The 23459-nt window shown below is 37.5% G+C and carries 25 protein-coding genes and 1 other annotated feature; of the genes, 6 read left to right on the forward strand and 19 right to left on the reverse strand.

The features are described 5' to 3' along the window. The first annotated feature begins 54 nt into the window (after positions 1 to 54). Entirely contained in the window at positions 55 to 402 is a 348-nt protein-coding gene (locus tag MKX39_RS17580; protein WP_093537588.1) for a winged helix-turn-helix transcriptional regulator, read from the forward strand. 83 nt (positions 403 to 485) lie between these two features. On the opposite strand, the gene MKX39_RS17585 is transcribed toward MKX39_RS17580, so the two are convergent. The 5 genes from MKX39_RS17585 to MKX39_RS17605 all read right to left on the reverse strand — a co-directional run bounded on the left by MKX39_RS17585 (position 486) and on the right by MKX39_RS17605 (position 3849). Beyond that, positions 486 to 929 carry a GNAT family N-acetyltransferase gene (locus MKX39_RS17585; protein ID WP_340770777.1) on the reverse strand — a complete coding sequence of 148 codons (444 nt, stop codon included), beginning with the start codon at positions 927 to 929 and terminating at the stop codon, positions 486 to 488. A 27-nt stretch (positions 930 to 956) separates the two neighbouring features. After that, positions 957 to 1151 (reverse strand): hypothetical protein, encoded by a 195-nt coding sequence (locus tag MKX39_RS17590; protein ID WP_340770779.1) that lies wholly within the window; start codon positions 1149 to 1151, stop codon positions 957 to 959. A 32-nt stretch (positions 1152 to 1183) separates the two neighbouring features. After that, positions 1184 to 1639 (reverse strand): GNAT family N-acetyltransferase, encoded by a 456-nt coding sequence (locus MKX39_RS17595; RefSeq protein ID WP_340770781.1) that lies wholly within the window; start codon positions 1637 to 1639, stop codon positions 1184 to 1186. A 114-nt stretch (positions 1640 to 1753) separates the two neighbouring features. Beyond that, entirely contained in the window at positions 1754 to 2341 is a 588-nt protein-coding gene (locus tag MKX39_RS17600; protein ID WP_340770783.1) for a lipoprotein BA_5634 family protein, read from the reverse strand. A gap of 179 nt (positions 2342 to 2520) precedes the next feature. Next, on the reverse strand, positions 2521 to 3849 hold the full coding sequence (locus MKX39_RS17605) for a TrkH family potassium uptake protein (protein WP_340770784.1): 1329 nt from the start codon (positions 3847 to 3849) through the stop codon (positions 2521 to 2523). Positions 3850 to 4068: 219 nt separating this feature from the next. Between MKX39_RS17605 and MKX39_RS17610 the strand changes: the two genes are divergently transcribed. Beyond that, positions 4069 to 4581, forward strand: coding sequence for a methylated-DNA--[protein]-cysteine S-methyltransferase (locus MKX39_RS17610; protein WP_093537375.1), 513 nt, complete (start codon positions 4069 to 4071; stop codon positions 4579 to 4581). Positions 4582 to 4674: 93 nt separating this feature from the next. Beyond that, positions 4675 to 4905, forward strand: a binding site (T-box leader). 75 nt (positions 4906 to 4980) lie between these two features. After that, complete coding sequence (locus MKX39_RS17615) at positions 4981 to 6342, forward strand: sodium-dependent transporter (RefSeq protein ID WP_340770789.1); 1362 nt, start codon at positions 4981 to 4983, stop codon at positions 6340 to 6342. Positions 6343 to 6463: 121 nt separating this feature from the next. Here MKX39_RS17615 and MKX39_RS17620 read toward each other — a convergent pair whose 3' ends face one another. The 4 genes from MKX39_RS17620 to MKX39_RS17635 all read right to left on the reverse strand — a co-directional run bounded on the left by MKX39_RS17620 (position 6464) and on the right by MKX39_RS17635 (position 10092). After that, positions 6464 to 7015: a YdhK family protein gene (locus MKX39_RS17620; protein WP_340771510.1), complete on the reverse strand. Its 552-nt coding sequence runs from the start codon at positions 7013 to 7015 to the stop codon at positions 6464 to 6466. A 28-nt stretch (positions 7016 to 7043) separates the two neighbouring features. Further along, entirely contained in the window at positions 7044 to 9476 is a 2433-nt protein-coding gene (locus tag MKX39_RS17625) for a heavy metal translocating P-type ATPase (protein ID WP_340770791.1), read from the reverse strand. Positions 9477 to 9552: 76 nt separating this feature from the next. After that, positions 9553 to 9762, reverse strand: a complete 210-nt coding sequence (copZ, locus tag MKX39_RS17630; RefSeq protein WP_093537371.1) for a copper chaperone CopZ — start codon at positions 9760 to 9762, stop codon at positions 9553 to 9555. Positions 9763 to 9777: 15 nt separating this feature from the next. Beyond that, positions 9778 to 10092, reverse strand: a complete 315-nt coding sequence (locus MKX39_RS17635) for a metal-sensing transcriptional repressor (protein ID WP_340771512.1) — start codon at positions 10090 to 10092, stop codon at positions 9778 to 9780. Between the two features lie 218 nt (positions 10093 to 10310). On the opposite strand from MKX39_RS17635, the gene MKX39_RS17640 reads away from it, so the two are divergent. After that, complete coding sequence (locus MKX39_RS17640; protein ID WP_093537370.1) at positions 10311 to 11258, forward strand: cation diffusion facilitator family transporter; 948 nt, start codon at positions 10311 to 10313, stop codon at positions 11256 to 11258. A gap of 30 nt (positions 11259 to 11288) precedes the next feature. Then, a complete protein-coding gene (locus MKX39_RS17645) occupies positions 11289 to 11603 on the forward strand; it encodes an ArsR/SmtB family transcription factor (RefSeq protein ID WP_093537369.1) in 315 nt (104 codons plus the stop codon). Positions 11604 to 11658: 55 nt separating this feature from the next. Here the strand turns inward: MKX39_RS17645 and MKX39_RS17650 are convergent, their stop codons facing one another. From MKX39_RS17650 to MKX39_RS17665, 4 genes are all read right to left on the reverse strand, one after another. Continuing rightward, a complete protein-coding gene (locus MKX39_RS17650; RefSeq protein WP_340770792.1) occupies positions 11659 to 12375 on the reverse strand; it encodes a ZIP family metal transporter in 717 nt (238 codons plus the stop codon). A gap of 151 nt (positions 12376 to 12526) precedes the next feature. Continuing rightward, positions 12527 to 12946, reverse strand: a complete 420-nt coding sequence (gene arsC / locus MKX39_RS17655) for an arsenate reductase (thioredoxin) (protein ID WP_340770795.1) — start codon at positions 12944 to 12946, stop codon at positions 12527 to 12529. A 21-nt stretch (positions 12947 to 12967) separates the two neighbouring features. Then, entirely contained in the window at positions 12968 to 14266 is a 1299-nt protein-coding gene (locus MKX39_RS17660; protein ID WP_445678034.1) for an arsenic transporter, read from the reverse strand. An 11-nt stretch (positions 14267 to 14277) separates the two neighbouring features. Continuing rightward, positions 14278 to 14622 carry an ArsR/SmtB family transcription factor gene (locus MKX39_RS17665; RefSeq protein WP_093537365.1) on the reverse strand — a complete coding sequence of 115 codons (345 nt, stop codon included), beginning with the start codon at positions 14620 to 14622 and terminating at the stop codon, positions 14278 to 14280. A 349-nt stretch (positions 14623 to 14971) separates the two neighbouring features. Between MKX39_RS17665 and MKX39_RS17670 the strand changes: the two genes are divergently transcribed. After that, positions 14972 to 15238, forward strand: coding sequence for a hypothetical protein (locus MKX39_RS17670; protein ID WP_093537364.1), 267 nt, complete (start codon positions 14972 to 14974; stop codon positions 15236 to 15238). 311 nt (positions 15239 to 15549) lie between these two features. Here the strand turns inward: MKX39_RS17670 and MKX39_RS17675 are convergent, their stop codons facing one another. From MKX39_RS17675 to glmM, 6 genes are all read right to left on the reverse strand, one after another. Continuing rightward, the gene (locus tag MKX39_RS17675) at positions 15550 to 16488 is read right to left on the reverse strand and encodes a DNA/RNA non-specific endonuclease (RefSeq protein ID WP_340770796.1); all 939 of its coding nucleotides are present in this window, start codon (positions 16486 to 16488) and stop codon (positions 15550 to 15552) included. A gap of 263 nt (positions 16489 to 16751) precedes the next feature. Further along, complete coding sequence (glmS, locus tag MKX39_RS17680) at positions 16752 to 18554, reverse strand: glutamine--fructose-6-phosphate transaminase (isomerizing) (protein ID WP_340770798.1); 1803 nt, start codon at positions 18552 to 18554, stop codon at positions 16752 to 16754. A 420-nt stretch (positions 18555 to 18974) separates the two neighbouring features. Next, positions 18975 to 20579, reverse strand: coding sequence for a gamma-glutamyltransferase family protein (locus tag MKX39_RS17685; RefSeq protein WP_340770800.1), 1605 nt, complete (start codon positions 20577 to 20579; stop codon positions 18975 to 18977). Positions 20580 to 20735: 156 nt separating this feature from the next. Beyond that, positions 20736 to 21248, reverse strand: a complete 513-nt coding sequence (locus tag MKX39_RS17690) for a type 1 glutamine amidotransferase domain-containing protein (protein WP_093537360.1) — start codon at positions 21246 to 21248, stop codon at positions 20736 to 20738. Positions 21249 to 21318: 70 nt separating this feature from the next. Further along, positions 21319 to 21930 carry an FMN-binding negative transcriptional regulator gene (locus tag MKX39_RS17695; protein ID WP_340770801.1) on the reverse strand — a complete coding sequence of 204 codons (612 nt, stop codon included), beginning with the start codon at positions 21928 to 21930 and terminating at the stop codon, positions 21319 to 21321. Positions 21931 to 22078: 148 nt separating this feature from the next. Then, complete coding sequence (glmM, locus tag MKX39_RS17700; protein WP_093537358.1) at positions 22079 to 23431, reverse strand: phosphoglucosamine mutase; 1353 nt, start codon at positions 23429 to 23431, stop codon at positions 22079 to 22081. Between the last annotated feature and the right edge of the window lie 28 nt (positions 23432 to 23459).

Genomic DNA, 23459 nt, shown 5'->3' on the forward strand with positions numbered 1-23459 from the left:
AAAAGTGGTATAGTATACTAAATGATACTAATGAGAGGAGATCGCATTATGAGGATAGAAATGCAACCAGAGCTTTGCAAAGTAGACGACGCTTTAGGTATTCTAGTGGGAAAATGGAAACCGATTATTTTATTAATCCTATTACAAGAAGGTACAAAAAGATTCAGCGATTTAAAACGTAGTGTACCTGGCATTACTCAAAAAATGCTAACAAAACAGCTTCGAGAGTTAGAAGAGGAAGATATTATTACACGTAATGTCTACGCTCAAGTCCCACCGAAAGTGGAATATTCCATGAGTGAGTATGGAAGAAGCTTAGAACCCATTTTGATGGCTATGCATGAATGGGGAACTGCACATACTCTTCATAAAACAAAAAAAGTACAACAACAAACAGGTTGACTTGCGATTGATTCTCATGATATTTCAACTAATGCCATAAAAATCGGCCCCTAAAAAAGGAGCCGATTTTTTATGTACAATAACTAGTTCATTTCTCCAGCTGGCATTACCATATCAATATGAGGAATATTATCCTCCAAATATACCTCTGACACTGTTTCAAAACCAAAGGACTTATAGAAATCCTCCAAATGAGCTTGAGCCTGAGCATAAATAGCCATTCCCGGATAAATAGTTTCGATATATTCCATCCCCCTAGCTACAAGCTCTCTACCTAAACCAGATTTTCTATGAGCTTGGTCAACTAAAACTCTACCAATATGGATCATATCTTCTTTCGGGAACACACGCATGTATGCACTTAGTTCATTATTTTCTTCTTTAAAAATATGTGTACTAATAAGATCTACATCGTCTACTTCCGGATAAGGACAATTCTGCTCCACTACAAAAACTGCCACTCTTACTTTATAAATTCGTTGTAATTCCAATGCACTCAACTCTTCAAATGCCATATAATTCCACATACCCACCACTCCTTACGATAAATCCTATTATATACCATCAATGAGATTACCGATAACTCTTCCTACGCCTCTAACTAACCAGAAACCCATTCGGAAAGGCAGGAGAAGTAACTCTGGTATCCAAAAGAAAACATCAAATACAAAGTCACCAAAAGTATAATGTTCACTATACTTTCTACGTTCCTTTCTAACTTCTTTCTTATTCTCCCATCGATCACCCAATTATTACCACTCCCCCAGTAAATGACTTCATTTCATCTATGCCCATCTTTTCTCGCTTGTATGTACCCATAATAAGTACATGTTCCATGTTGGTTTAAATCCTTTACTTCAAAGCCACATTTCTCATAAAAACTAAAATTATTAGCAGATGTATGAGCGAACCAATCGCCGTGAGGAAGCTTTTGCACACATAATTGTACAAGCTTTTGGCCAATTCCTTTTCCTCGATATTCCGAATGCACTGCTAAATCCATAATATTTGCTGCCATTATTTGATCGGAAATAACTCTGACCATTCCAATCATTCTTTCATCCTCCCAAACGGTATATGCCCAGGTAGAATTTTCAAATATTAAGGTGAACTTCTCTTTCTGCCAGCCTGGTGTATGCTTACTCCAACCCGCATCTTTAAAGAGTTCCTCTACATATTCGGCAGGGATCCCCTTTTTTCCTTCCCTAATAACGAGCCCTTCAAAATAGTGATACATTCCATACTGCCCCCTTCATGTCATTAATATATATACTACATGTAGGTAGTTATTTCCTTTTTTACATCTATCCAAAAAAAAGACTGCCCATGGATATGGACAGCCCCTACTTAACTAATCATTAAATCTCACAAGTGTTCTTTCTTCTACACCATAATCACTTAATCCGTCTGCACTAGGATCTTTGTCATACTCTAGTAAAGCCATCACTTTTTCTGATCCTTTAATCGAAGCCCAATCAGCATCATTTACGATTAGAAACATGTCTGCATATGCTCTTCCTCTTCCAATGACATTGTTCCCCTCATATTTTACGTTTAACTCCATGCCATCTAGGTTAAGTGCTGCTAGCTCTTTCTTAGCAAAAAGTATTCCCTCGCCTACCGCTACTTTCGGAAGAGATGAAATTACTGCTGTTTTAGCCTTTTCTTGATTTGTTATTTCTCTTATTAATTTTTTCTTTACAAGTGATTGAGCAGTTTCGTCTTTTAAGACAAGGATACGTTGCCCATCATTTTCCACAATTTTAATCTTGTACTGATCTTCCTTTACTAATTCATCCTTCTCTCGCTCTAAAGAATCGATGATTTGTTGTTCTTCCCCATATAGAATTACTCCATTTGCTTTTTCGAACATACCGCACCCTGTTAACACTGTTGATATTAAAAAGGCAGTTAGACATACCATAAGTAATTTTTTCATTTTAATTAGCTCCTTTTCTATTTTCTTAAACCTTCCTTGCTACTGACTTTAGTATAGGAGAAATCGTTATTTCGAGCATTCGCTTTAGATGACGTTAGCATTACATTTTTGCAACATTGCATTTTTACGCAAAAAAAGAAGAGTCGTCTATTTTAAAGTAGACGACTCTTTGTTTGAAATTATCCTGTGAAAACCTGATCATACGGGTATCGATAATGAACGTTCTTTGGCTTCATAAGTATGAAAAACAAAGTTAGAGGACCAATTCTCCCGATAAACATTACCATACATAAAAGCACTTCACCTATATCACTAATTTGTGAGGTTATCCCCATTGATAGTCCAACTGTTCCAAAAGCCGATACAACTTCAAATGCTAGGGGTAAGAAGGAGATCTTTTCGGTAACAGTTAATAGAAATAAAAAAAAACAGACTATAAATAAACTTATCGTTGAAATCGCTAGAGATCTTATAACTGTCTCCAAACGAATAGACCTTCCAAATAATTCTGGCTCACTACGTTTACGTAAAAAAGAAAATGTTGCTAATACGATTACGATAAACGTTGTTAGCTTTATACCAGACGCTGTCGATGCACTACCTGCTCCTATAAACATTAAAACCATCGTGACGAGTATAGTCGGATCTTCCATATCACCGTAATTTAATGTATTAAATCCTGCTGTACGAGGGCTTACACCTTGGAAGTAGGATACCATTAGTTTATCCTGTAATGGCATAGAGCCAATTGTTGCCGGATTATTATATTCCAACAGGAAAACAAAAGCGATAGCTATAACATTGATAATGATGGTTCCTACAACCATTATTTTCGTATGAAGGGACCATTGCTTAAATGACTTTTTTTGTTGAATATCCACAACTACAGTAAACCCGATTCCACCGATTATAAATAATAATGATAAAACGATATTCACAATAGGGTCATGCGCAAAGCCAATGAGGTTATCAGGGAATAAGGCAAACCCAGCATTATTAAAGGCAGAGATTACATGAAAGACACTTAAATATAAAGCTTCCTTAAATCCGAAAGTCGGTATCCAGTGTATAGTCAAAACCAATGTGGCGAAAAGTTGAACCGATAGAACGAATGTTAAAATCAGCTTCACTAGCTTTATAATGCCGCCAACTGAGTTTTGATTGAATGATTCTTGTATATAAATACGGTTTTGCAAGCCTATTTTCTTCTTTAACAGTATTAGTATAGCTACTGCAAATGTCATTAAACCAATGCCACCACATTGAATAAGTACCATTAATACAACTTCTCCAAATATAGTCAATGTACTCCCAGGGTCAAACACACTAAGCCCTGTCACAGTAGTCGCGGACGTAACTACGAATAATGCGTCTATCCAAGATATATGGGTGGTGGTTGCAATAGGCAATTTTAACAAAAGGGTTCCAACGAATATTAAAAACAAAAAACTTCCTGCAATAATAACAGGTGGCGACATAGTCCTTCTTTTCCTTTTAAGAGTTTGCACACGAGCACTTCCTAGAACCAGATTTGAAAAACCTATTTCTTGAAGAGAATTTGAAGGTAATAATACTCCGAAGTATTGAACTTGTAAATATATTTTTTAGCTCGAAAGGTACCATCCCACAGACTAATATAAAACTAATCGCCGTTCTCCAAAGATAGAAAAAACATTCTATATCATATCTATGTTATAAATAAAGAAACTATCAATGGAGGTGCAGGAATGGAGGGAAATAAGGAACAGATTGTGTACTGGACATTCTTAAATTGCGGACCATGGGAGATGTATATTGCCGCTACTACAGAAGGTCTTTGTTATGTTGGTTCACAGCATGCGCCATTTGAAGAACTTGTTAAATGGGTAAAGAAACGACTCCCTAGTTATATACTTTCGGAAAATGAGGATGTACTGAAATCCTATGAAACGGAACTGACGGACTATCTGGAGAGCCGACGTACAGAATTCACAGTGCCAATGGCTCTTCATGGTACAGCGTTTCAACAAGCTGTTTGGAAAGTGTTGCAGGAAATCCCGTATGGTCAAACAGTTTCGTACACGGATATCGCTCACCAGATACAGAAACCTAATGCAGTTCGTGCTGTTGGCACTGCTATTGGTGCAAACCCTTTATTAATAACCGTTCCTTGTCACCGGGTCATCGGAAAAAGCGGGAAATTGACCGGATACAGGGGTGGTTTAGACATGAAAGAACAGTTATTAGGGATTGAAAAGTAGCAAGACCCCTTTTGTTAAAATATTTATTTCAAAATAAAAAGGTTGACCAATAGGTGGTATCATACTATAATTTCGTTTAATATTATTTATATTAAACGAGCGACGAAAAGAACTATATTAAGCCGGTCTCCCTGTTGGTAGAGAATCAGTGGTTGGTGAAAACTGATACAAAGATTAGGTGAATTTCATTCTTGGAGCTTTTTTTATACTACATCAAAAAAACGACGTAGTATAAGAACGGATTAAACCGTTATTTTAACCAAGTGGGAAACATAGATTTGTTTTCAATTAGGGTGGTACCGCGTGAATAGCCACGTCCCTATCGTAAAAGATAGAGACGTGGCTTTTTTGTCTTTTCATATAGAAAAGACATAATAAAAATAGATTGGAATGGTTCGTTTGCAAACATCAGAGCAATGGTCATCAAAGATTGGTTTTATCCTATCAGCTGCAGGATCGGCTATCGGAGTAGGGGCAATATGGAAGCTCCCTTACGTAACAGGCATTAGCGGAGGAGGGGCATTCTTCCTTCTTTTTATATTATTTACTTTGTTTATGGGATTTCCGTTATTATTAGCTGAGTTTGTCATTGGGAGAAGCACGCAAAAAGAAGCGATTAGTGCATATCGTAGTCTTGCTCCTAATACTAATTGGCATTGGATCGGAAAGTTAGGAGTATTCACCAGCTTTCTTCTATTGTCTTTTTATAATGTAATTGGTGGTTGGATTCTAATCTATTTTGCTAAAGGGATGTTTGGTGGAGTAATTAGTGAGGGTGCAGATTATGGGTCCGTGTTTAACACGACCATTGGAGATCCTCTCATAGTTATTATTGCTCAATTTGTATTCTTGGCTATTACAGTTGTCGTGGTTGCTAATGGGATACAAAATGGTATTGAAAAAGCAAATAAAATTTTGATGCCCGCTTTGTTTGGACTATTTATCGTTCTCATCATTCGCTCCCTTACACTAGATGGCGCTATGGAAGGCGTGAAATTCTTTCTAGCCCCTGATTTCTCGAATATCACATCCCAAAGTGTGCTATTTGCGATGGGACAAGCTTTCTTCTCACTAAGTGTCGGCGTGTCAGTAATGGTTACTTATAGTTCTTATCTCTCTAAAAAAGAAAGCCTTATACAACCAGCTATTTCAATCGTTTCAATGAACTTGTTGATTGCATTATTGGCAGGGTTAGCTATTTTCCCCGCTGTTTTTTCACTAGGCTTAGAACCAGCTGAAGGTCCTGGTTTGCTATTTGTTGTATTACCTGCTGTTTTTGATCAAATTGTTTTTGGAGAAGTCTTCTTAATAGGATTTTTGGCATTATTTTTATTTGCTACATTAACCTCGGCCTTTTCTATGTTAGAAATAATTGTAGCGTCTTTAGTCAAAGGAAAACAAGAGAAGCGAACAAAGTATGCGTATATCATTGGACTATTAATATTCATAGTAGGAATCCCATCCGCATTATCTTATAGCGTTTTTGCTGATATTCTCATTTTCTCGAAAAGTCTATTTGATTCCGCCGATTATTTAGTTAGTAATATTTTAATGCCATTAGGAGTACTTTTAATCTCTATTTTCATCTCACATAAGATTGAGAAAAGTACTTTACGAGAAGAACTATTACAGCATTCTCGCTTAGGTGCTACTGCATTTAATATATGGTTTTTCATAATGAAGTTCGTCATTCCATTAGTAATTATTATTGTATTCCTTGATGTAACTGGCTTACTGGATAAATTAATTGCAATCTTTTAATATATACTATGTGGAAAAGTAGTGTTTCCAAGCTTTCTACTTATACAATTAAATATGTTGAAAGAGCTTATTCTATAAAGGAATAAGCTCTTTCAATTCTTAAATCTTATTTAATTATTGTTTATTTTGTAGATAATTCACTTTCCGTAACCCATTTGTGATTTTTCACTATTTCTCCACCTGAAGTTGGTGTGTAATCGACCATATATACAGTTGTTAGTTCTGCTGAATCAATATCTGCAGCAGCACCTTTCATTCCAGCCATGTGGTCAGCTTCAATCGTAACCTTTGTCCCCGGCTCTAAAATTTTATCTCCAGCATCTTTCAACTCTTCTTGAATGACCCACTTATGATTTTCTACTCTTTCTCCGCCAGATATTGGTGTGTAGGAAATTATATAGGCAGTCGTATCATATGCACCAATGATAGTTGCCTCTGCACCTTTCATTCCCTCCATATGATCTGTTTTAAGAATGGCTTGACTTCCAACTTCATAGGTCGGATTATCAGCTACTTTCACGTTTTCTGGGACTTCACCTGTACTAGAGTGATTCATGCCTGAATGATCCATCTCGATGTTTTCATGTTTACTTGCTTCCTTGTCATCACTGGCACACGCCGACAACGTAAATGCAGTTGCTAATGAGACAATTCCAATTACTATTTTTTTCATCATTATCCTCCTACCATGAAATTCGTTCTTATCCGCTAGGTCTATTCTTTTCTAGTTTCACTTTTTGAAGACGCAATGCATTCAAGACAACTGATACAGAACTAAATGCCATTGCTGCTCCTGCTACCCAGGGTGCAAGTAAGCCTACCGCTGCAATTGGTATACCTAATACGTTATATCCAAACGCCCAGAATAGATTTTGTTTAATATTCCTCATTGTCTTATGACTCATGATGATAGCATCGGCTATGCTATTTAAGTCCCCCCGGATCAATGTGATATCTGCAGCCTCCATTGCAACGTCGGTTCCTGTTCCAATAGCCATACCTATATCCGCAACTGCTAACGCTGGCGCATCATTAATACCATCTCCAACCATCGCTACCTTCTTACCAACAGCCTGAAGTTTTTTTACTTCTTCCGCTTTTCCTTCCGGAAGTACCTCGGCAATAACATGATCTATACCGACCTCTCGACCAATTGCTGTTGCTGTACGTTGGTTGTCACCTGTCATCATAATTACTTCAATATTCATATCACGTAAACGCTTGATAGCTTTCTTTGAAGTCTCTTTAACGGTATCGGCAACAGCTACTAGACCTGCATACTGTCCCTCAATACTTGCAAGCATTGCTGTTTTCCCATTAGCCTCAAGCTCCTCCATCACAGGTAATATATTCAAAATATCAACATTGTAACTATTCATGAGTTTTCGAGTACCTACAAGTATTTCTTTGTCATCAACAACTGTTTTCACTCCATATCCTGGAATTGCTTCAAAGCTCTGAACTCCCTTAAGTAATATTCCTCTGTCTTGGATACCTTTTACAATTGCTTCTGCGAGTGGATGTTCCGATTGTTTTTCAGCGGCACCGATTAAAGAAAGAAACTCTTCTTCCGCTATGCCACTTGCTACAACTATATCCGTTAGTTCTGGTTTACCATTTGTAACAGTTCCTGTTTTATCTACAATGACTGTATCGATATGATGAGTAGTTTCTAAATGCTCTCCGCCTTTAAACAAAATCCCGAACTCCGCTGCACGACCTGACCCAGCCATAATAGATGTAGGGGTAGCAAGTCCTAGCGCACATGGGCATGCAATGACAAGAACAGCAATCAGAGCTTCCAGGGCAGGCGTGACTTCACCTGGATTCACCCATATTATCCATACTAAAAAAGTGAGAATCGCAATACCAATTACAATTGGCACGAACACACCAGAGATTTTGTCAGCAAGCCTTTGAATCGGAGCTTTCGATCCTTGCGCATCTTCTACTACTTTAATAATTTGAGCAAGCGCAGTATCTCTACCAATTTTTGTAGCTTTCATTTTTAGAAAGCCATTCTTATTAATAGTTGAACCAAATAATGCATCACCAATAGCTTTGTCCACTGGAATACTTTCGCCAGTAAGCATAGATTCATCGATAGCAGTATTTCCTTCTACAACTTCGCCATCAACTGGTATCTTTTCACCAGGCTTTACTAATATAGTATCTCCCGTTACAACTTCCGCTAGAGGTATTTCTATTTCAGTTTCATTTCTAATTACTAAGGCAGTCTTAGCTTGAAGTCCCATAAGTTTTTTAATAGCTTCAGAGGACCGCCCTTTTGCTTTTGCTTCAAACAATTTACCTAATATAATAAGGGTGATTAGCACCGCACTCGTTTCAAAATATAGATTTGCTGTATGGTGTTCACCCGTAGTAATAATTGCTTGATAAACACTATAAAAATAAGCAGCGGAAGTACCCATTACTACTAAGACATCCATGTTGGCACTACCGTTTCTTAATGCTTTATATGCGCTTACATAAAACTGTCTCCCAATGATAAATTGGACAGGTGTTGCCAAAGCCATCTGCACCCATGGATTCATAAGGAATTCAGGCATATATATAAATGATGTGAACGAAAAATGACCGACCATCGTCCACAATAATGGGAGAGACAAAATCGCAGAGATAATAAATTTTTTCTTTTGTTTTTGAATGGCTTGTTCTCGGTAGTCAACAGCCTGTTTTTCGTCCTCTTTATTGATGGCCCCATAACCTAATTTCTCTACTCGCCCTATAATATCTGCAACTGAAATCTGAGCAGGGTTATATTCTACCGTTGCATTTTCTAGTGCCAGATTAACGTTCGCCAAGGTTACTCCCTCTAGCTTGTTAAGCCCTTTCTCAATTCTTGTAGAACATGCAGCACAGGTCATTCCCGTAATGACAAACTCTTTGTTTTCCTTGACAACACCATACCCTAAGTCTTGTATTTTCTGTTCAAAGTCTTTATTACTCAATTTTTCAGGATTGTATTTAATCAATGACTTCTCCAGTGCCAAGTTTACATTGGCTACTTCTACACCGTCCATTTTATTTAGCCCTTTTTCGATTCTAGTCGCACAGGCAGCACAGGTCATTCCAGTGATTTGTAAACTAGTTTCTTTTGTTTCACTACTCATTGTAACCTCTCTTCTATACCACCTGGGGGTATAATTATTTGAAAGAAAGAGAGTGCTATTTAGCACTCTACTGTCCTTACACTATATCGTAGCCTTGATCATCAATTGTTTCTTTAATTACCTCTAGTGACACTTTATCTTCTTCAAATGAAATGTCTACTTTTCCTGACTCTAAGTGAACTTTCACTTCATTTACTCCATCTAACTTCCCTACACTGTTTTCAACAGAACTAACACAGTGACCACATGACATTCCTTGTACGTTTAATGTTACTTGGTTAACCATTTAAAATTCCTCCTCTTACTTTTTCATTAATTTTTGTATGGTAACTAATAATTCATCGAGTACTTCATCATCACCTTCTGCTAGCCTGTCGACTACGCAGCCTTTTAAATGCCCTTGTAAAAGTACTTTTGCTACACTATTTAGCGCGGACTGAGTTGCAGAAAGTTGAGTAATAATATCATCACAATAGACGTCTTTGTCTACCATGCCTTTTATCCCTCGGATCTGACCCTCAATACGATTTAACCGATTCGTTAAATCTTTTTTTATATGTTCAGGATGATGACTTTTTCTACAAGAATTATCAGATGTGATTGCCTTTTCTTCCATTACACTATCCAACTCATCAACCTCCTATACTTCTTATTCACATTGTATAGTACCTATAGGGGGTATGTAAAGTGTTATGTTTTACGCGTGTCAGAAGAATCCCAACAAAAACGGTGAGTATATTTATTGACAAAGTACTTAAATGAACATAATCTGTATATATGAATATATTATCATATAACGTTTAATAGAAATGTAAAAATAACGGAGGGATTAATATGGCGGATAATCATAACCATGCACATGGGGCAAATAAGAAAGTATTATTGATCTCATTTTTTATTATTACCACCTATATGGTTGTAGAAGCTATAGGCGGATATATGACAAATAGTCTAGCCCTACTATCAGATGCTGGACATATGTTAAGTGATTCTGTCTCACTAGGGATTGCCCTATTGGCATTTACATTTAGCGAAAAAGCAGCAGATGCTAACAATACTTACGGCTTTAAACGGTTTGAAATTCTAGCAGCAGTATTCAACGGTGTAACGTTGATATTAATTGCACTATTTATATTTTATGAAGCATTTGAACGCTTTACTAATCCACCAGTAGTCGCAACTACGGGAATGCTTGTTATTAGTAGCATCGGGTTAGCTGTCAATATTCTTGTAGCGTGGATTATGATGCGTGGCAGTGATACGAAAGATAATTTAAATATGCGCGGGGCATTTCTTCACGTGATTAGTGATATGTTAGGCTCTGTCGGTGCAATTATTGCAGCCTTATTAATCATGTTCCTTGGTTGGGGTTGGGCTGATCCATTAGCAAGTGTCATCGTTGCAGCACTAGTTTTACGCAGTGGTTACTATGTGACGAAAGCTTCTTTACATGTACTGATGGAGGGTACACCGAGAAATGTTAGTGTAAATGACGTCGTTAAGACAATTGAACAGACAAACGGAATCATAAGCGTTCATGATTTACACATTTGGTCTATTACAAGTGGTTTAAATGCTCTTTCCTGCCATGTCGTAGTCGAAGATCAATTGATGATTGTAGAAGGCGAAAAGATGCTACAGAAAATTGAGCATGATTTAGGACATAAAAATATACAGCATGTGACGATTCAGTTTGAAACAGCTTCTCACAACTGTGATAATTCCATTTTATGTACTGCTAAAGCAGAAGGACCTGATCCACACGCACATCACCACCACTAATATAAGGAATAAACGGAGGTATGAAAAAGTATGCGAGAAGAAGTACAAACGAACCCACATGATTTGGATGAAGAAACGCTGTTTGTCGTATCCCAGACATTTAAAGCTTTAGGTGATCCAACACGTATTCGGATATTAAATTTACTTTGCTGCAAAGAGTATTCAGTAAATGATATTGCAGAGGAACTAAACTTAGGCCAGTCTACGGTATCCCATCAACTTCGGTTTTTGAAAAATCTACGTTTAGTAAAATTTCGACGTGAAGGCACAACCTTATATTATTCAAGTGCTGACGATCACATTATGAATCTGTTGCATCAAGCAATTGACCATGCAAAACATTAATAATGTAATCTCTCCAGCTAGATCTTACGGTATTATTTTTTACTAAAGAAGAACGTTATATAAAGTAAAAATACACTCCTATACATCCAAAGCTAATAGTAGAAATTAGTAATACATTGGAAGTATCCTTAATCGCTTCCATAATTACTTCTTTCACAATAATCATATAGATTGTACCAGCAGCCAAACTAATTGAAAACGACCATAAAAAAGGATTATCGTTTCCTAATGTACTGCCAAAATAAGCTCCCAATCCTACAGGAGCTGCAACAAGTAAGGAAAATATGAACCAGGACCAAATCTTCTGACCGGGTACAAACAAAAGAGTAAATACAATTATGCCTTCCGGTATATTATGGAGGAGAATGGCTTGAAGCATTGAAAATTCTACTGTTGTATCATGTGTAGAACCCAAAACAATCCCAATCGGCAAATTGTGGAATGAAATACTGAGTAATAAGAGGATTCCTACCTTCGGAGGAAGACCCTTACGCTGATCCGCGGTTTTTCCAAGTAAGGTTGTCAAAATAATATGTGCTGCTTCAAATAATAGGATTCCCACAGCAAAACCAAATATGAAAGTAATCCAATTTCCTAGCTCTATTGCTTCTGGTGCAATTTCAAAACTCAATATGCCAAGAGTTAGCCCCGCACAAACACTGTAAATAAAATCTGTTTTGTGCTGGAAACCCTTCGTGCTCCAAGCTATATACCCACCTATACTAAAGCCAATCGCAGTACACAAATAACCAATAACCCAGATGAAAGACACTTAACCATCCTTATGATTTGTTTTTACTTTATATGGGTTTTCTAAGGTATTTATGAAGATCTCTAAAATTAATATTTACTTCAGTAAGGGTAAATAAAAAGAACTTGAGGGTTCAAGTTCTTTTTAACTCTTGTACTTACCATACATTAAATCATTTCCCAGTTTCAGCAAAACGCTTAATTCTTTCACCAACTTCATCACGAACTCGTTGGAAGGTTGTCCACTTCTCTTCATCCGTTCCTTCTGCTTCTGCAGGGTCTTCAAAGCCCCAGTGATCACGTTTTACATGTGGTGGTGTCATTGGACATTTATCTGCAGCGTCGCCACAAAGGGTCACCACAAAATCTGCATTATTGAGTGTTTCCATATTTATCATATCTGAGGTCTGGGTAGTAATATCAATTCCGATCTCATTCATTGCTTTAACAGCTTTCGGGTTTAAACCATGTGCTTCAATGCCCGCACTTAGAACTTCCCACTCGTCACCTAAATATCTTTTTCCCCAGCCTTCTGCCATTTGGCTTCTGCACGAATTTCCAGTACATAAAAAGTAAATTGTTTTTTTAGACATAAATTAAGTACTCTCCTTTAGTTAGAACGATTTTAACGAGATGTAAAGACCTAATAAGGTAATGAATAAAATTGGAATCGTTAAGACAATACCTGTTTTAAAGTAAGTGCCCCATGATATCTTCACACCCTTTTGAGATAAAACATGAAGCCAGACTAAAGTTGCAAGAGAACCAATCGGTGTTATTTTAGGCCCTAAATCAGAACCAATCACGTTAGCATAAATAAGTGCTTCGCGAATGGTACCAGAAGTATTCGTTTCAGCAATCGCTAATGCATCGATCATCACGGTTGGCAAATTATTCATCAGTGATGACAGGAAGGCTGCAATGAAGCCCATTGACATCGTTGCTGCAAATAGACCTTGTTCTGCAGCTACCTCAATCACACTTGCTAACACACCAGTCAGTCCAGCATTCCCTAGACCGTAAACTACCACATACATGCCTATTGAGAAAAACACAATATTCCATGGCGCTCCTTTAATAACAGTTCTTGTATTAACCGCATTACTTCTTCTAGCCATTAAGATGAAGAAAATCGCTACTATTCCAGCAACTATGGAAACTGGAACTTGGATAAACTCACTACTAAAATAACCAATAACTAATAAAGCCAGTACAAACCATGAAAGATGGAACATTTTAATGTCTTTAATAGCCTCTTTTGGTTCTCTAAGTTTGGATAAATTATATGATCTAGGAATACTTTTTCTAAAATAAAATAGTAATACACTGATAGTAGCAATCAGTGAGAATATATTAGGAATAATCATTCTTGTTGCATATTCAACAAAACCGATATGAAAGAAATCAGCTGAAACAATATTAACAAGGTTACTAACAACAAAGGGTAACGAAGTCGTATCTGCTATAAACCCACTCGCCATAATAAATGGGAAAATCATTTTTTCGTTGAAATTCAAGTTACGAACCATTGCCAAAACAATTGGAGTTAATATTAACGCTGCTCCATCATTCGCAAAAAAGGCAGCAACTAAAGCACCCAACACACTTACATAGATGAACATCTTAAACCCATTGCCTTTTGCAACCCTTGCCATATGTAATGCAGCCCATTCAAATAAGCCAATCTCATCTAATATTAAGGAAATAAGTATAATTGCAATAAACGATAGAGTAGCGTTCCAAGTAATGTCTACTACTTCTAGGACATCACTAAAACCAACAACTCCCACTAATAACGCTATAACGGCTCCTCCACAGGCTGACCATCCAATATTCAAACCTCTTGGCTGCCAGATTACGAAGATAAGCGTTATTATAAAAATTAATGATGCCAAAATAACTGGTGACAACATACTAACCTCCATTATTCACATGAGATACGTAATCCCTGTTTTTCTAATTGTTGTAGTTTAAAATCTTGGTTTGGTAGGTGGTCCATCAAGCTCTGAACAAATGGAAGAATATCACTATCCCTATTTAAAGAATAAATAATCCATTGACTCCTTCTGGTTTCACACACTAATCCAGCTTCTTTTAACTTCTTTACGTGCTGGCTAATAGCGGGTTGACTCACTTTAAATATTTCAACGAATTCACAAACACAATAATCATGTGCCTCTAGCATTTTGAGCATTGTTAACCTTGTTTTATCCCCTAACAATTTTAATATCATTGCAGCTTTCTCTATTTCAATTGTCCATAACTCCATGAGGTACCTCCTTAGATCAGTAAATGACTATTATATAAGCATCTCCTTATATAATAGTTTGCTTATGTATGAATTTCAACTGTTTTTATATGACATTAAAAAAGAAACACATCATTTTATTGTTCATGACCTTTATTAACCATTAAAAATAAGGACACCAAACGCTATCTGATTGACATCCTATTTCTATGCGACATTGATAGTCTTCCACACGAACTATGGGGGAAAAAACTTCAATTAATTTAATTGCAACGTATTAGTTACTATAATTTGTGAGCAGATAGCTAGTTGGGAAAGATGTGCTGAACGTGTTAATATGGAAATACGCCTAAATTATGGAGGTTATTTTATGAATATTGAATGGGTATTAATTACATCTTTCATTTTATTAATCTTGGGATTATCACTTATTATTTTTGGTCAATCTAAGAAGATCCACGTTTTGAAGGTAGAGAACCAGAAACTGCGCCCCAAAGAAAACAATGATGAATTAATCGCTTTGGTTCGCGAAAAATTAAAAACTCTTGGTGTTGTTAAAACCGTGAAGTATCTAAGGGAACATAGAGGCATGTCCATGATAGATGCTAAGCAACTTGTTGATACCTTTAAAAATTAATTTACGCTAATCAGATGCAATTGCTAATATCGCCTATGGTCTGATAAAACTTAATTGCTTCGTAAGGTTAACCAGATTTTACTGGTTAACCTTATTTTAATACGATTCAATATATTAGAAGCAGCGTTGACCTTTTAGAAGATAGGTAAAAACTTTTCTTTAGTAATGAATCTCAAAGGGTTACCTTTCTAAACACCAATAAAAAAACTGGTTAGGGTAACCTAACCAGTTTTACGTCACGACAGAGTATTTGAGAACTGCCAATTACCATTAAGTTGGTAACCTATATCTTTTCTCAAAGTTCTAGGGTCTCACTCACCAACCATACCGTCCTTATCAGCATCGTGCATATATGGATATATCCAATGATCACTCGTTATTGGCATACTAAAACCTGCTGCTTTTGCTTCTTTAATCGTCACCTGTCCATTACCGTTTGTATCAACACTAGAAATATCGCCGCTTGTAGTTGAACTAGTTGACTCAGCAGGCTCACTACCAGTTAGACCGAGTGATGAATTTACCTCATCAGGGTTTACATTGTCAAATGTATCAACGATTACGTTACCCTTTACAGTATAGGTATACTGATAACTGGAAGGAATTTGCGTTTCCGTATTCGGATATGTGATAATTGCTTCAAAATTAGTAGCTCCAGCTGCTCTACGGATCACGTCTTCCATATAAGCTTGATCACCATGTCGGTTGAGCGTACTATCTTGTGGTGTAATATTATAGGCATTCGATACCCCTCCGAGAGAATCAGCAATTATATGTCCTTCATCTAAAACGTCACTTTCGACTCCAGGAACCTTTGCCTCATCACGATAGTATCTGCCAGACGATAATACAGGTTCTTTACTGTCATCTTGTAAAATGATTTGGTCCGCAATGACACGTACTAGTTGCCCGTACTCATTAGTAAATGCCCAATATTTACGGTCCCCATAACCAATATCAACAATGACTTTAGGTTCACGATGTCCAGACAAATCACCACCATCAACTTCAATAAGTTTGTATCCTGAAAAAATATCATTATTTGATTGTGCTGGTGTCTCCTTTTCTGATGGTTCATCAATAACCGTAGCGTTAGCTTCTTCTTTTTCACTATTTATATTTGTCTCAACTGTGGTTGCTTCTTGTAGGTCTGTTTCTACATCTGTAACGGATGCATCTTCTAAGTTGGTACAACCAATCATTAAGAAGGTTGTTAAAAGTAAGATTATATAGCTCATTTTCTTTTTCATTTAGGACTCTCCTATAATTGCTTCATACTGTTCATTCTAAAAATCTGGGAATGTTGACTTATGGATAATAGAGAAAAGATACCTTACAGGCATCCACTTGATTCAAGTAAAGCACCATATAGTTCAAGCGTATTTGTAAAAAGACATAAGTATTCAACAAAAAATCACCTCTCTGTTAAACTAGAGAGGTGTTTTAGCATTCTTTTATAAATTTCGGTAACCTACTATAATGTCACTGGACATCAAAATATATTACTTTAACTCTATTCAACTGTTACTGATTTAGCTAGATTTCTAGGTTTATCTACGTCGCAGTCTCTGTGCAATGCTGCATAATAGCTAATAAGTTGTAATGGAATTACGGCTACTAGTGGAGCGAAGAGCTCGTTTACTTTTGGCAGTACGTAACGATCTCCTTCTTCCTCATGGCCTTCCATTGCAATAATACATGGGTTAGCGCCACGTGCAACTACTTCTTTTACATTACCACGAATATTAAGGCTTACTGCTTTTTGTGTAGCTAGAGCGATAATTGGTGTACCGTCTTCAATAAGAGCGATAGTACCATGTTTTAGCTCTCCTCCAGCAAATCCTTCTGCTTGGATATATGAAATTTCTTTAAGTTTTAATGCACCTTCTTGGCTTACGTAGAAATCTACGTTACGCCCAATGAAAAATGCATTTCTAGTAGTAGCTAAAAACTCTTTCGCGATTTCTTCCATTTCTTCTTTAGAATCTACAATTGCTTGAACAGCATTGGCTACAATTCCTAATTCTTTTACAGCATCATAGTCTAATGTTTTCCCTTGAGCAAGTGCGTATACAGAAGCCGTTACCATTAAAACAGCAACCTGTGCAACATATGCTTTAGTGGAAGCCACAGCAATCTCCGGACCAGCATGAAGTAAAAGTGTGTGATCTGCTTCACGGGAAAGAGTAGAACCTGGTACGTTAGTCATCGTGATCGTTGGGTAACCTAATTTTTTAATCTTTACAAGAACTTGTCTGCTATCCGCAGTTTCTCCTGATTGTGTTAGGAACATGAAGATTGGTTTTTCAGAAAGTAGTGGCATATTATAACCGAATTCACTAGAAATATGAACCTCTACTGGTATACCTGCAATTTTTTCAAAGTATTCTTTTCCGATTAACCCACCATGATAGCTCGTTCCTGCCGCAATAATGTACAGGCGGTCAGCGTCTTGCAGTGCTTTTAAAATAGCAGGATCAATTGTAAGTTCCCCTTGCTCATTTTGATAAGCTTGAATAATTTTACGAATAACAGCTGGCTGCTCATCGATTTCTTTTAACATATAGTGAGGATATGTTCCTTTTTCAATATCGCTCATATCTAGTTCTGCTTTATATGGAGCACGTTCAACTTTTGTGCCTTCCAATGTTTGAATTTCTACAGAATCTTTGCGTACGATTACGATTTCTTGATCATGAAGTTCCACATATTGCTCAGTTACTTGAAGCATCGCCATTGCATCCGAAGCTACAACATTGAATCCTTCTCCAACACCAACTAGTAATGGTGATTTGTTTTTTGCTACATAAATAGTATCTTCGTCTTCATTATCCAGTAAAGCAAGTGCGTATGAACCATGTATTAAATGCAATGTTTTGCGAAGTGCATCAACTGTAGATAATCCGTCTTTAGAAAAATGCTCTATAAGTTGTACAATTACTTCTGTATCTGTCTCAGAAGCCATTTCCACGTCCGATAAATAAGCTTTTTTCATCAAATGATAGTTTTCAATTACTCCATTATGCACTAATGTGAAGCGTTTAGTTGTACTTTGATGAGGATGTGCATTTTCATGGTTTGGTACTCCGTGAGTTGCCCAGCGAGTATGACCAATTCCAATAGTTGCCGCTACTTCTGTATCTACTACGCCACGTAAATCCGCAATTCGACCTTTTTCTTTAAATACCATAACTCCATCTTCGTTAAGCACAGCAATACCTGCTGAATCATAACCGCGGTATTCTAACTTCTCTAACCCTTTTAATAAAATTTCTTTTGCATCTATTTCTCCAATATATCCAACAATTCCACACATAATTTAAATTCCTCCGTTTACATTCATGTCAAAATAAGCTCCCTACACAAGGCGTGTAGTAGCCAATTAAGCAAAGAATGCCTTCTATTCCACCTGTCATTCGATCACTCGAATGTTTTATGAAAAAGAATAACAACCGGGCAAATACGGTCGGGAGGCATCCGCCGAAATTTCGATAACCTCCACCTCGTCTGCTGAAGATGATTTTCCGTCCAATTTCTTCAGCTCTGGCGCTATAATTGTTTTCTATGTTTTACGCGTTACCTGTCCTCCACATCTACGCGGTTACTAATACTAGATTAGCAACTTCTACATTATATATGTTCATAGTATGCTCGTCAATTTAATGGGTGTAGGGGACTTTAACCGAATAAAAGAGCCATTACTATAGTAATGGCTCTTTTAACACAAGATAATCTTTTACCATGCTGCAATTGAACCATCCGTACGAGACTCTGTTCCTCCTTGTAGAACCCCAGTTTCAGCATTCCGCCAAATAATCTGACCTCTGCCGAATGTCCCACCGTCCGAAGCAATCTGAACTTGGTGCCCTTTTCCTATTAGACTTTGTACAAGATAGCTAGGGAATTCTGGTTCTACATGAATTACTTTCCCTTTTATCCACTGCCAACGAGGCATATCTAATGTAGCCTGTGGGTTTAACATATAGTCTACTGTATTCGTCACAACCTGGAAATGCCCTTGTGGCTGCATATATCCACCCATTACTCCGAAAGGTCCTACTGCCTTCCCATTTTTGCTTAAGAAGCCTGGAATAATAGTATGTAATGTTCTTTTCCCGGGCTTTAATATATTTGGGTGCGCGACATCTAAAGAGAAGTCATGCCCTCTATTTTGCAAGGCAATTCCTGTATTTGGAATAACTATCCCTGATCCAAATCCCATATAGTTACTTTGGATGTAAGAAACCATATTACCTTCTTCATCTGCAGTAGCTAAATATACAGTCCCACCTTTAGGGATGTCATAGATTTCTGGATTGCCAGCTTCTTCGTTTATTACGTTGGATCTTTTATTTGCGTATTCCTCTGATAATAATTGTTCTACGCTTATCGGCATTTCCTCAGACTCCGTTATAAAAGCTAACCCATCTGTGAAAGCTAACTTCATCGCTTCTATTTGATGGTGGAGAGTTTCCTTACTTTGCCATCTCGGTTCCCCTAAGTGCTTGTATATATTCAGTGCCATTAATGCAACCATTCCTTGTCCATTTGGCGGGATTTCCCAAACATCATAACCCTTATAGTTGACCGAAATAGGCTCTACCCACTCCACCTTGTATTTACTAAGATCTTCTTTCGATAAATAGCCTCCATGTTTTTTCATAAACGTATCGATTTTGTCGGCAGTTTCCCCCTCATAAAAGTCACGGGCATTCGTTTCTCCTATCGCTCGAAGTGAACGTGCGTGATTAGGAGAGCTCCACATCTCGCCTATTTCTGGAGCTCGTCCATTTGGTGCAAAGGTTTCAAACCAAGCATTAAATTCCTCTGAAGTAAATGTAGTTTTATATTTATCATAGGCCACTTTCCAGTATTTACCAAGTATTGGAGTTAACGGGTATCCTTCTTCTGCGTATTGAATAGCAGGTTCTAAAACTTCTTGGAGCGAGAGTTTACCAAATCTTTCTGATAAGGCAGCCCAAGCAGCAGGAACTCCTGGGACGGTCACAGGAATCACACCGTGAACAGGCATTTCATCATACCCTTTTTCTCTTATCGCTTCTGGGGATATCGACTGCGGTGCAGGACCAGATGCGTTTAAACCGTAGAGCTTATCTTTTGTCCATACTAACGCAAAAGCGTCTCCGCCAATTCCGTTAGAGGTCGGTTCTACAACGGTAAGTGCTGCTGCCGTAGCAATTGCCGCATCAATTGCATTACCACCTTTTTTTAAGATATCTAATCCTGCCTGAGCAGCTAAAGGCTGTGAAGTTGCTACCATCCCCTTTTTAGCAAATACCGTATGACGCTTTCCTTGAAACGGGTGATGTAAATAATCCATATAAACTCCCCCTCACACCTTTATACCGGTATGATTTAATTCCTTAAGTATAATGAAAGAAACACCTAAAATAAATAAGAATATTCTATCAATTAAAAGAGCATCTTCCAATAAAAGAAGATGCTCTTAATAATTTTATATAGTTTATATTACTAATTAACCTAACAGCTTAACGATTTCTCTATTAAACGCTGGAATATCGTCTGGTGTACGGCTTGTTACCAATTGATTTTGACAAACGAATACTTCTTCGTCATGGAATTTTACACCGGCATTTTCTAAGTCCACTTTGATCGACTTATATCCTGTCGCATCTCTACCATCTAACGTCTTCGCAGTGATGAGTAATTGTGGACCATGACAAATTGCAAACACTGGTTTTTTCTCATCCATAAAATACTTCGCAAATTGAACAAATCGATCATCTGCTCGTAAAATATCTGGTGAAAATCCTCCAGGTATAAATAATGCGTCAAAGTCTTCAGGTTTTACTTCGTCAATGCCATAATCGATTTTCACCGTAGCTTCGCCGTTTTTCCCTGTTACCTCTTTACCTGCTTCTTTTTCAATTGCAAATACCTCGTGTCCTGCATCGTTTAGTGCTTGTGCTGGACCTGTGTATTCTACGTCCTCAAACATATTTGTGATTAATGTTGCTACTTTAGCCATTTCCTCACTCCTTAATTGTTTGTACACTCTTACTATTCCACTAAACTTTACCTGATAAACATAAAATTTTTTAGCGTAACTTTTTCATTTCCTGAGCCACTTGATGGGCTTCAGGTGAAGTTTCTTGATGAAGCTGCGTTATGATGTTGGCATAATCTCTGTCATTTCGATTCTGGCTCATTTTATAGGCTGCTTGAATGTCTGTAACGGTAAGTTTGAATCCAACTATACCTTTCAATTCCCGTTCAAGAAGCTCAGGTGATAGTGTATCCCACAATACCGGATGTTGTCGATGATGCTCATATACGTGTAGAAGCGTCTTCAAATCGTCTATTAGTTCCTCTTGCGTTTGGAGACTAACATTCCCATACACATGAACGGACTGATAGTTCCATGTCGGGACTTGCTGCTCTTCATACCATGAAGAAGAAATGTAGGAATGAGGTCCCTGAAAAATTATCAAGGTTTCCTGCTCCTCATTAAGCGTGCGCCACTGTCGGTTACCATATGCCAAATGCCCACTTACCACAATTTCTTCTCCTTCGCGTTTAACCATTACAGGAATATGCGTTGCTACTGGTCTCCCTTTATCTGTTGTAACCAATGTTGCAAATGTGTGTTGCTTAAGAAAGGACCAAATTTCTTTCTCGTCATCTACCTTAAATCGTTTAGGAATATACATAGGTACCTCCTTTATTTGTCTATGGTCTTTAGAAACTCACTCGCTTTTATTCATAATATCATAAAATCCCTAACTCTTCGAAAAGAGAAAGGGATCGATATTAGTAATTTACATAGCTCGCAGATTGTTGAAATGTGATTCTTTACACTTATTCTTCAAGTCCCATTTCAGCTTTTACAACTTCTACGATGCGGTTTACGTAGGTTTCGCATTCCTGTTCAGTTGCTGCTTCTACCATTACGCGAACCAATGGCTCAGTACCCGATGGACGTACAAGGACACGACCATTTCCAGCCATTTCACTTTCTACTTCACTAATAATAGCTGCTACTTTTTCATTTTCTGTTACCGCATGCTTATCTGTCACTCGAACATTTATAAGTTTTTGTGGATAGATTGTCATTTCAGCAGCAAGCTCGGAAAGTTTTTTCCCTGTTACCTTCATAATATTCACGAGCTGTAACCCAGTCAACAAACCGTCACCTGTAGTATTATAGTCAAGGAAAACGATATGTCCTGACTGCTCCCCACCTAGGTTATAGCCATTCTTTTTCATTTCTTCTACTACATATCTATCTCCAACCGCTGTTTTTACACTAGTCATATCATGTGTTTCTAATGCTTTATAGAAGCCCATATTACTCATCACTGTGGAAACAACTGTCCCGTTATTTAAACGTCCATTTGCATGAAGATGTTTGGCACAAATATACATAATTTGGTCACCATCTACAATTTGTCCTTTTTCATCTACTGCAATCAGACGATCTCCATCGCCATCAAAAGCAAGCCCTACGTCTGCTCCTTTTTCTAGAACAAACTTCGCTAAGTTTTCTGGATGCGTAGAACCAACACCATCATTAATATTCAACCCATTTGGTGAAGAACCCATTGTAGATAGATCAGCATCTAAATCAGCAAATACATGTGTTCCAAGAGACGATGTTGAACCATTTGCACAGTCAAGAGCTACATGAATTCCTACAAATTCCTCATCTATTGATTGTTTCAAGTAATGAATATACTTTTGACCACCCTCGAAGTAATCAGATACAGAACCAACATCTGCCCCAGTTGGACGTGGTAATTCATCTATATCTTGGTCTAAAAGCTGCTCAATTTCTTCCTCTTGTCCATCAGATAATTTAAATCCATCCGACCCAAAGAATTTTATACCATTATCTGCCATAGGATTATGAGATGCAGAGATCATTACTCCGGCACTTGCACTCATAGCTCTCGTTAAATAAGCTACAGCTGGTGTACTAACAACACCTAGACGCATTACTTCAACCCCAACAGATAATAGACCAGCAACTAGTGCCCCCTCTAGCATATGACCAGATATACGAGTATCTCGACCAATTAACACTTTTGGACGATCTGTTACATCTTTCGTTAGTATATAACCACCAACTCTACCTAATTTAAATGCAAGTTCTGGTGTTAGTTCTGAGTTTGCTACTCCTCTAACTCCATCTGTACCAAAATATTTTCCCATTTATACTCTCTCCTTAAAATCCTGTTGT

The organism is Psychrobacillus sp. FSL K6-1464 (assembly GCF_038003145.1).
Lineage (GTDB): Bacteria > Bacillota > Bacilli > Bacillales_A > Planococcaceae > Psychrobacillus > Psychrobacillus psychrotolerans.

Excerpts from the sequence above, each read along its gene's own strand:
- glmS (WP_340770798.1), bottom strand. The coding sequence starts at position 18,554 with ATGTGTGGAATTGTTGGATATATTGGAGAAATAGATGCAAAAGAAATT.
- glmM (WP_093537358.1), bottom strand. The coding sequence starts at position 23,431 with ATGGGAAAATATTTTGGTACAGATGGAGTTAGAGGAGTAGCAAACTCA.
- MKX39_RS17660 (WP_445678034.1), bottom strand. The coding sequence starts at position 14,266 with ATGTTGTCACCAGTTATTTTGGCATCATTAATTTTTATAATAACGCTT.
- MKX39_RS17675 (WP_340770796.1), bottom strand. The coding sequence starts at position 16,488 with ATGAAAAAGAAAATGAGCTATATAATCTTACTTTTAACAACCTTCTTA.
- MKX39_RS17600 (WP_340770783.1), bottom strand. The coding sequence starts at position 2,341 with ATGAAAAAATTACTTATGGTATGTCTAACTGCCTTTTTAATATCAACA.
- MKX39_RS17670 (WP_093537364.1), top strand. The coding sequence starts at position 14,972 with ATGAATATTGAATGGGTATTAATTACATCTTTCATTTTATTAATCTTG.
- MKX39_RS17620 (WP_340771510.1), bottom strand. The coding sequence starts at position 7,015 with ATGAAAAAAATAGTAATTGGAATTGTCTCATTAGCAACTGCATTTACG.
- MKX39_RS17595 (WP_340770781.1), bottom strand. The coding sequence starts at position 1,639 with ATGTATCACTATTTTGAAGGGCTCGTTATTAGGGAAGGAAAAAAGGGG.
- copZ (WP_093537371.1), bottom strand. The coding sequence starts at position 9,762 with ATGGTTAACCAAGTAACATTAAACGTACAAGGAATGTCATGTGGTCAC.
- MKX39_RS17585 (WP_340770777.1), bottom strand. The coding sequence starts at position 929 with ATGTGGAATTATATGGCATTTGAAGAGTTGAGTGCATTGGAATTACAA.
- MKX39_RS17610 (WP_093537375.1), top strand. The coding sequence starts at position 4,069 with ATGGAGGGAAATAAGGAACAGATTGTGTACTGGACATTCTTAAATTGC.
- MKX39_RS17645 (WP_093537369.1), top strand. The coding sequence starts at position 11,289 with ATGCGAGAAGAAGTACAAACGAACCCACATGATTTGGATGAAGAAACG.
- MKX39_RS17640 (WP_093537370.1), top strand. The coding sequence starts at position 10,311 with ATGGCGGATAATCATAACCATGCACATGGGGCAAATAAGAAAGTATTA.
- MKX39_RS17690 (WP_093537360.1), bottom strand. The coding sequence starts at position 21,248 with ATGGCTAAAGTAGCAACATTAATCACAAATATGTTTGAGGACGTAGAA.
- MKX39_RS17635 (WP_340771512.1), bottom strand. The coding sequence starts at position 10,092 with ATGGAAGAAAAGGCAATCACATCTGATAATTCTTGTAGAAAAAGTCAT.
- MKX39_RS17665 (WP_093537365.1), bottom strand. The coding sequence starts at position 14,622 with ATGGAGTTATGGACAATTGAAATAGAGAAAGCTGCAATGATATTAAAA.
- MKX39_RS17695 (WP_340770801.1), bottom strand. The coding sequence starts at position 21,930 with ATGTATATTCCTAAACGATTTAAGGTAGATGACGAGAAAGAAATTTGG.
- arsC (WP_340770795.1), bottom strand. The coding sequence starts at position 12,946 with ATGTCTAAAAAAACAATTTACTTTTTATGTACTGGAAATTCGTGCAGA.
- MKX39_RS17685 (WP_340770800.1), bottom strand. The coding sequence starts at position 20,579 with ATGGATTATTTACATCACCCGTTTCAAGGAAAGCGTCATACGGTATTT.
- MKX39_RS17625 (WP_340770791.1), bottom strand. The coding sequence starts at position 9,476 with ATGAGTAGTGAAACAAAAGAAACTAGTTTACAAATCACTGGAATGACC.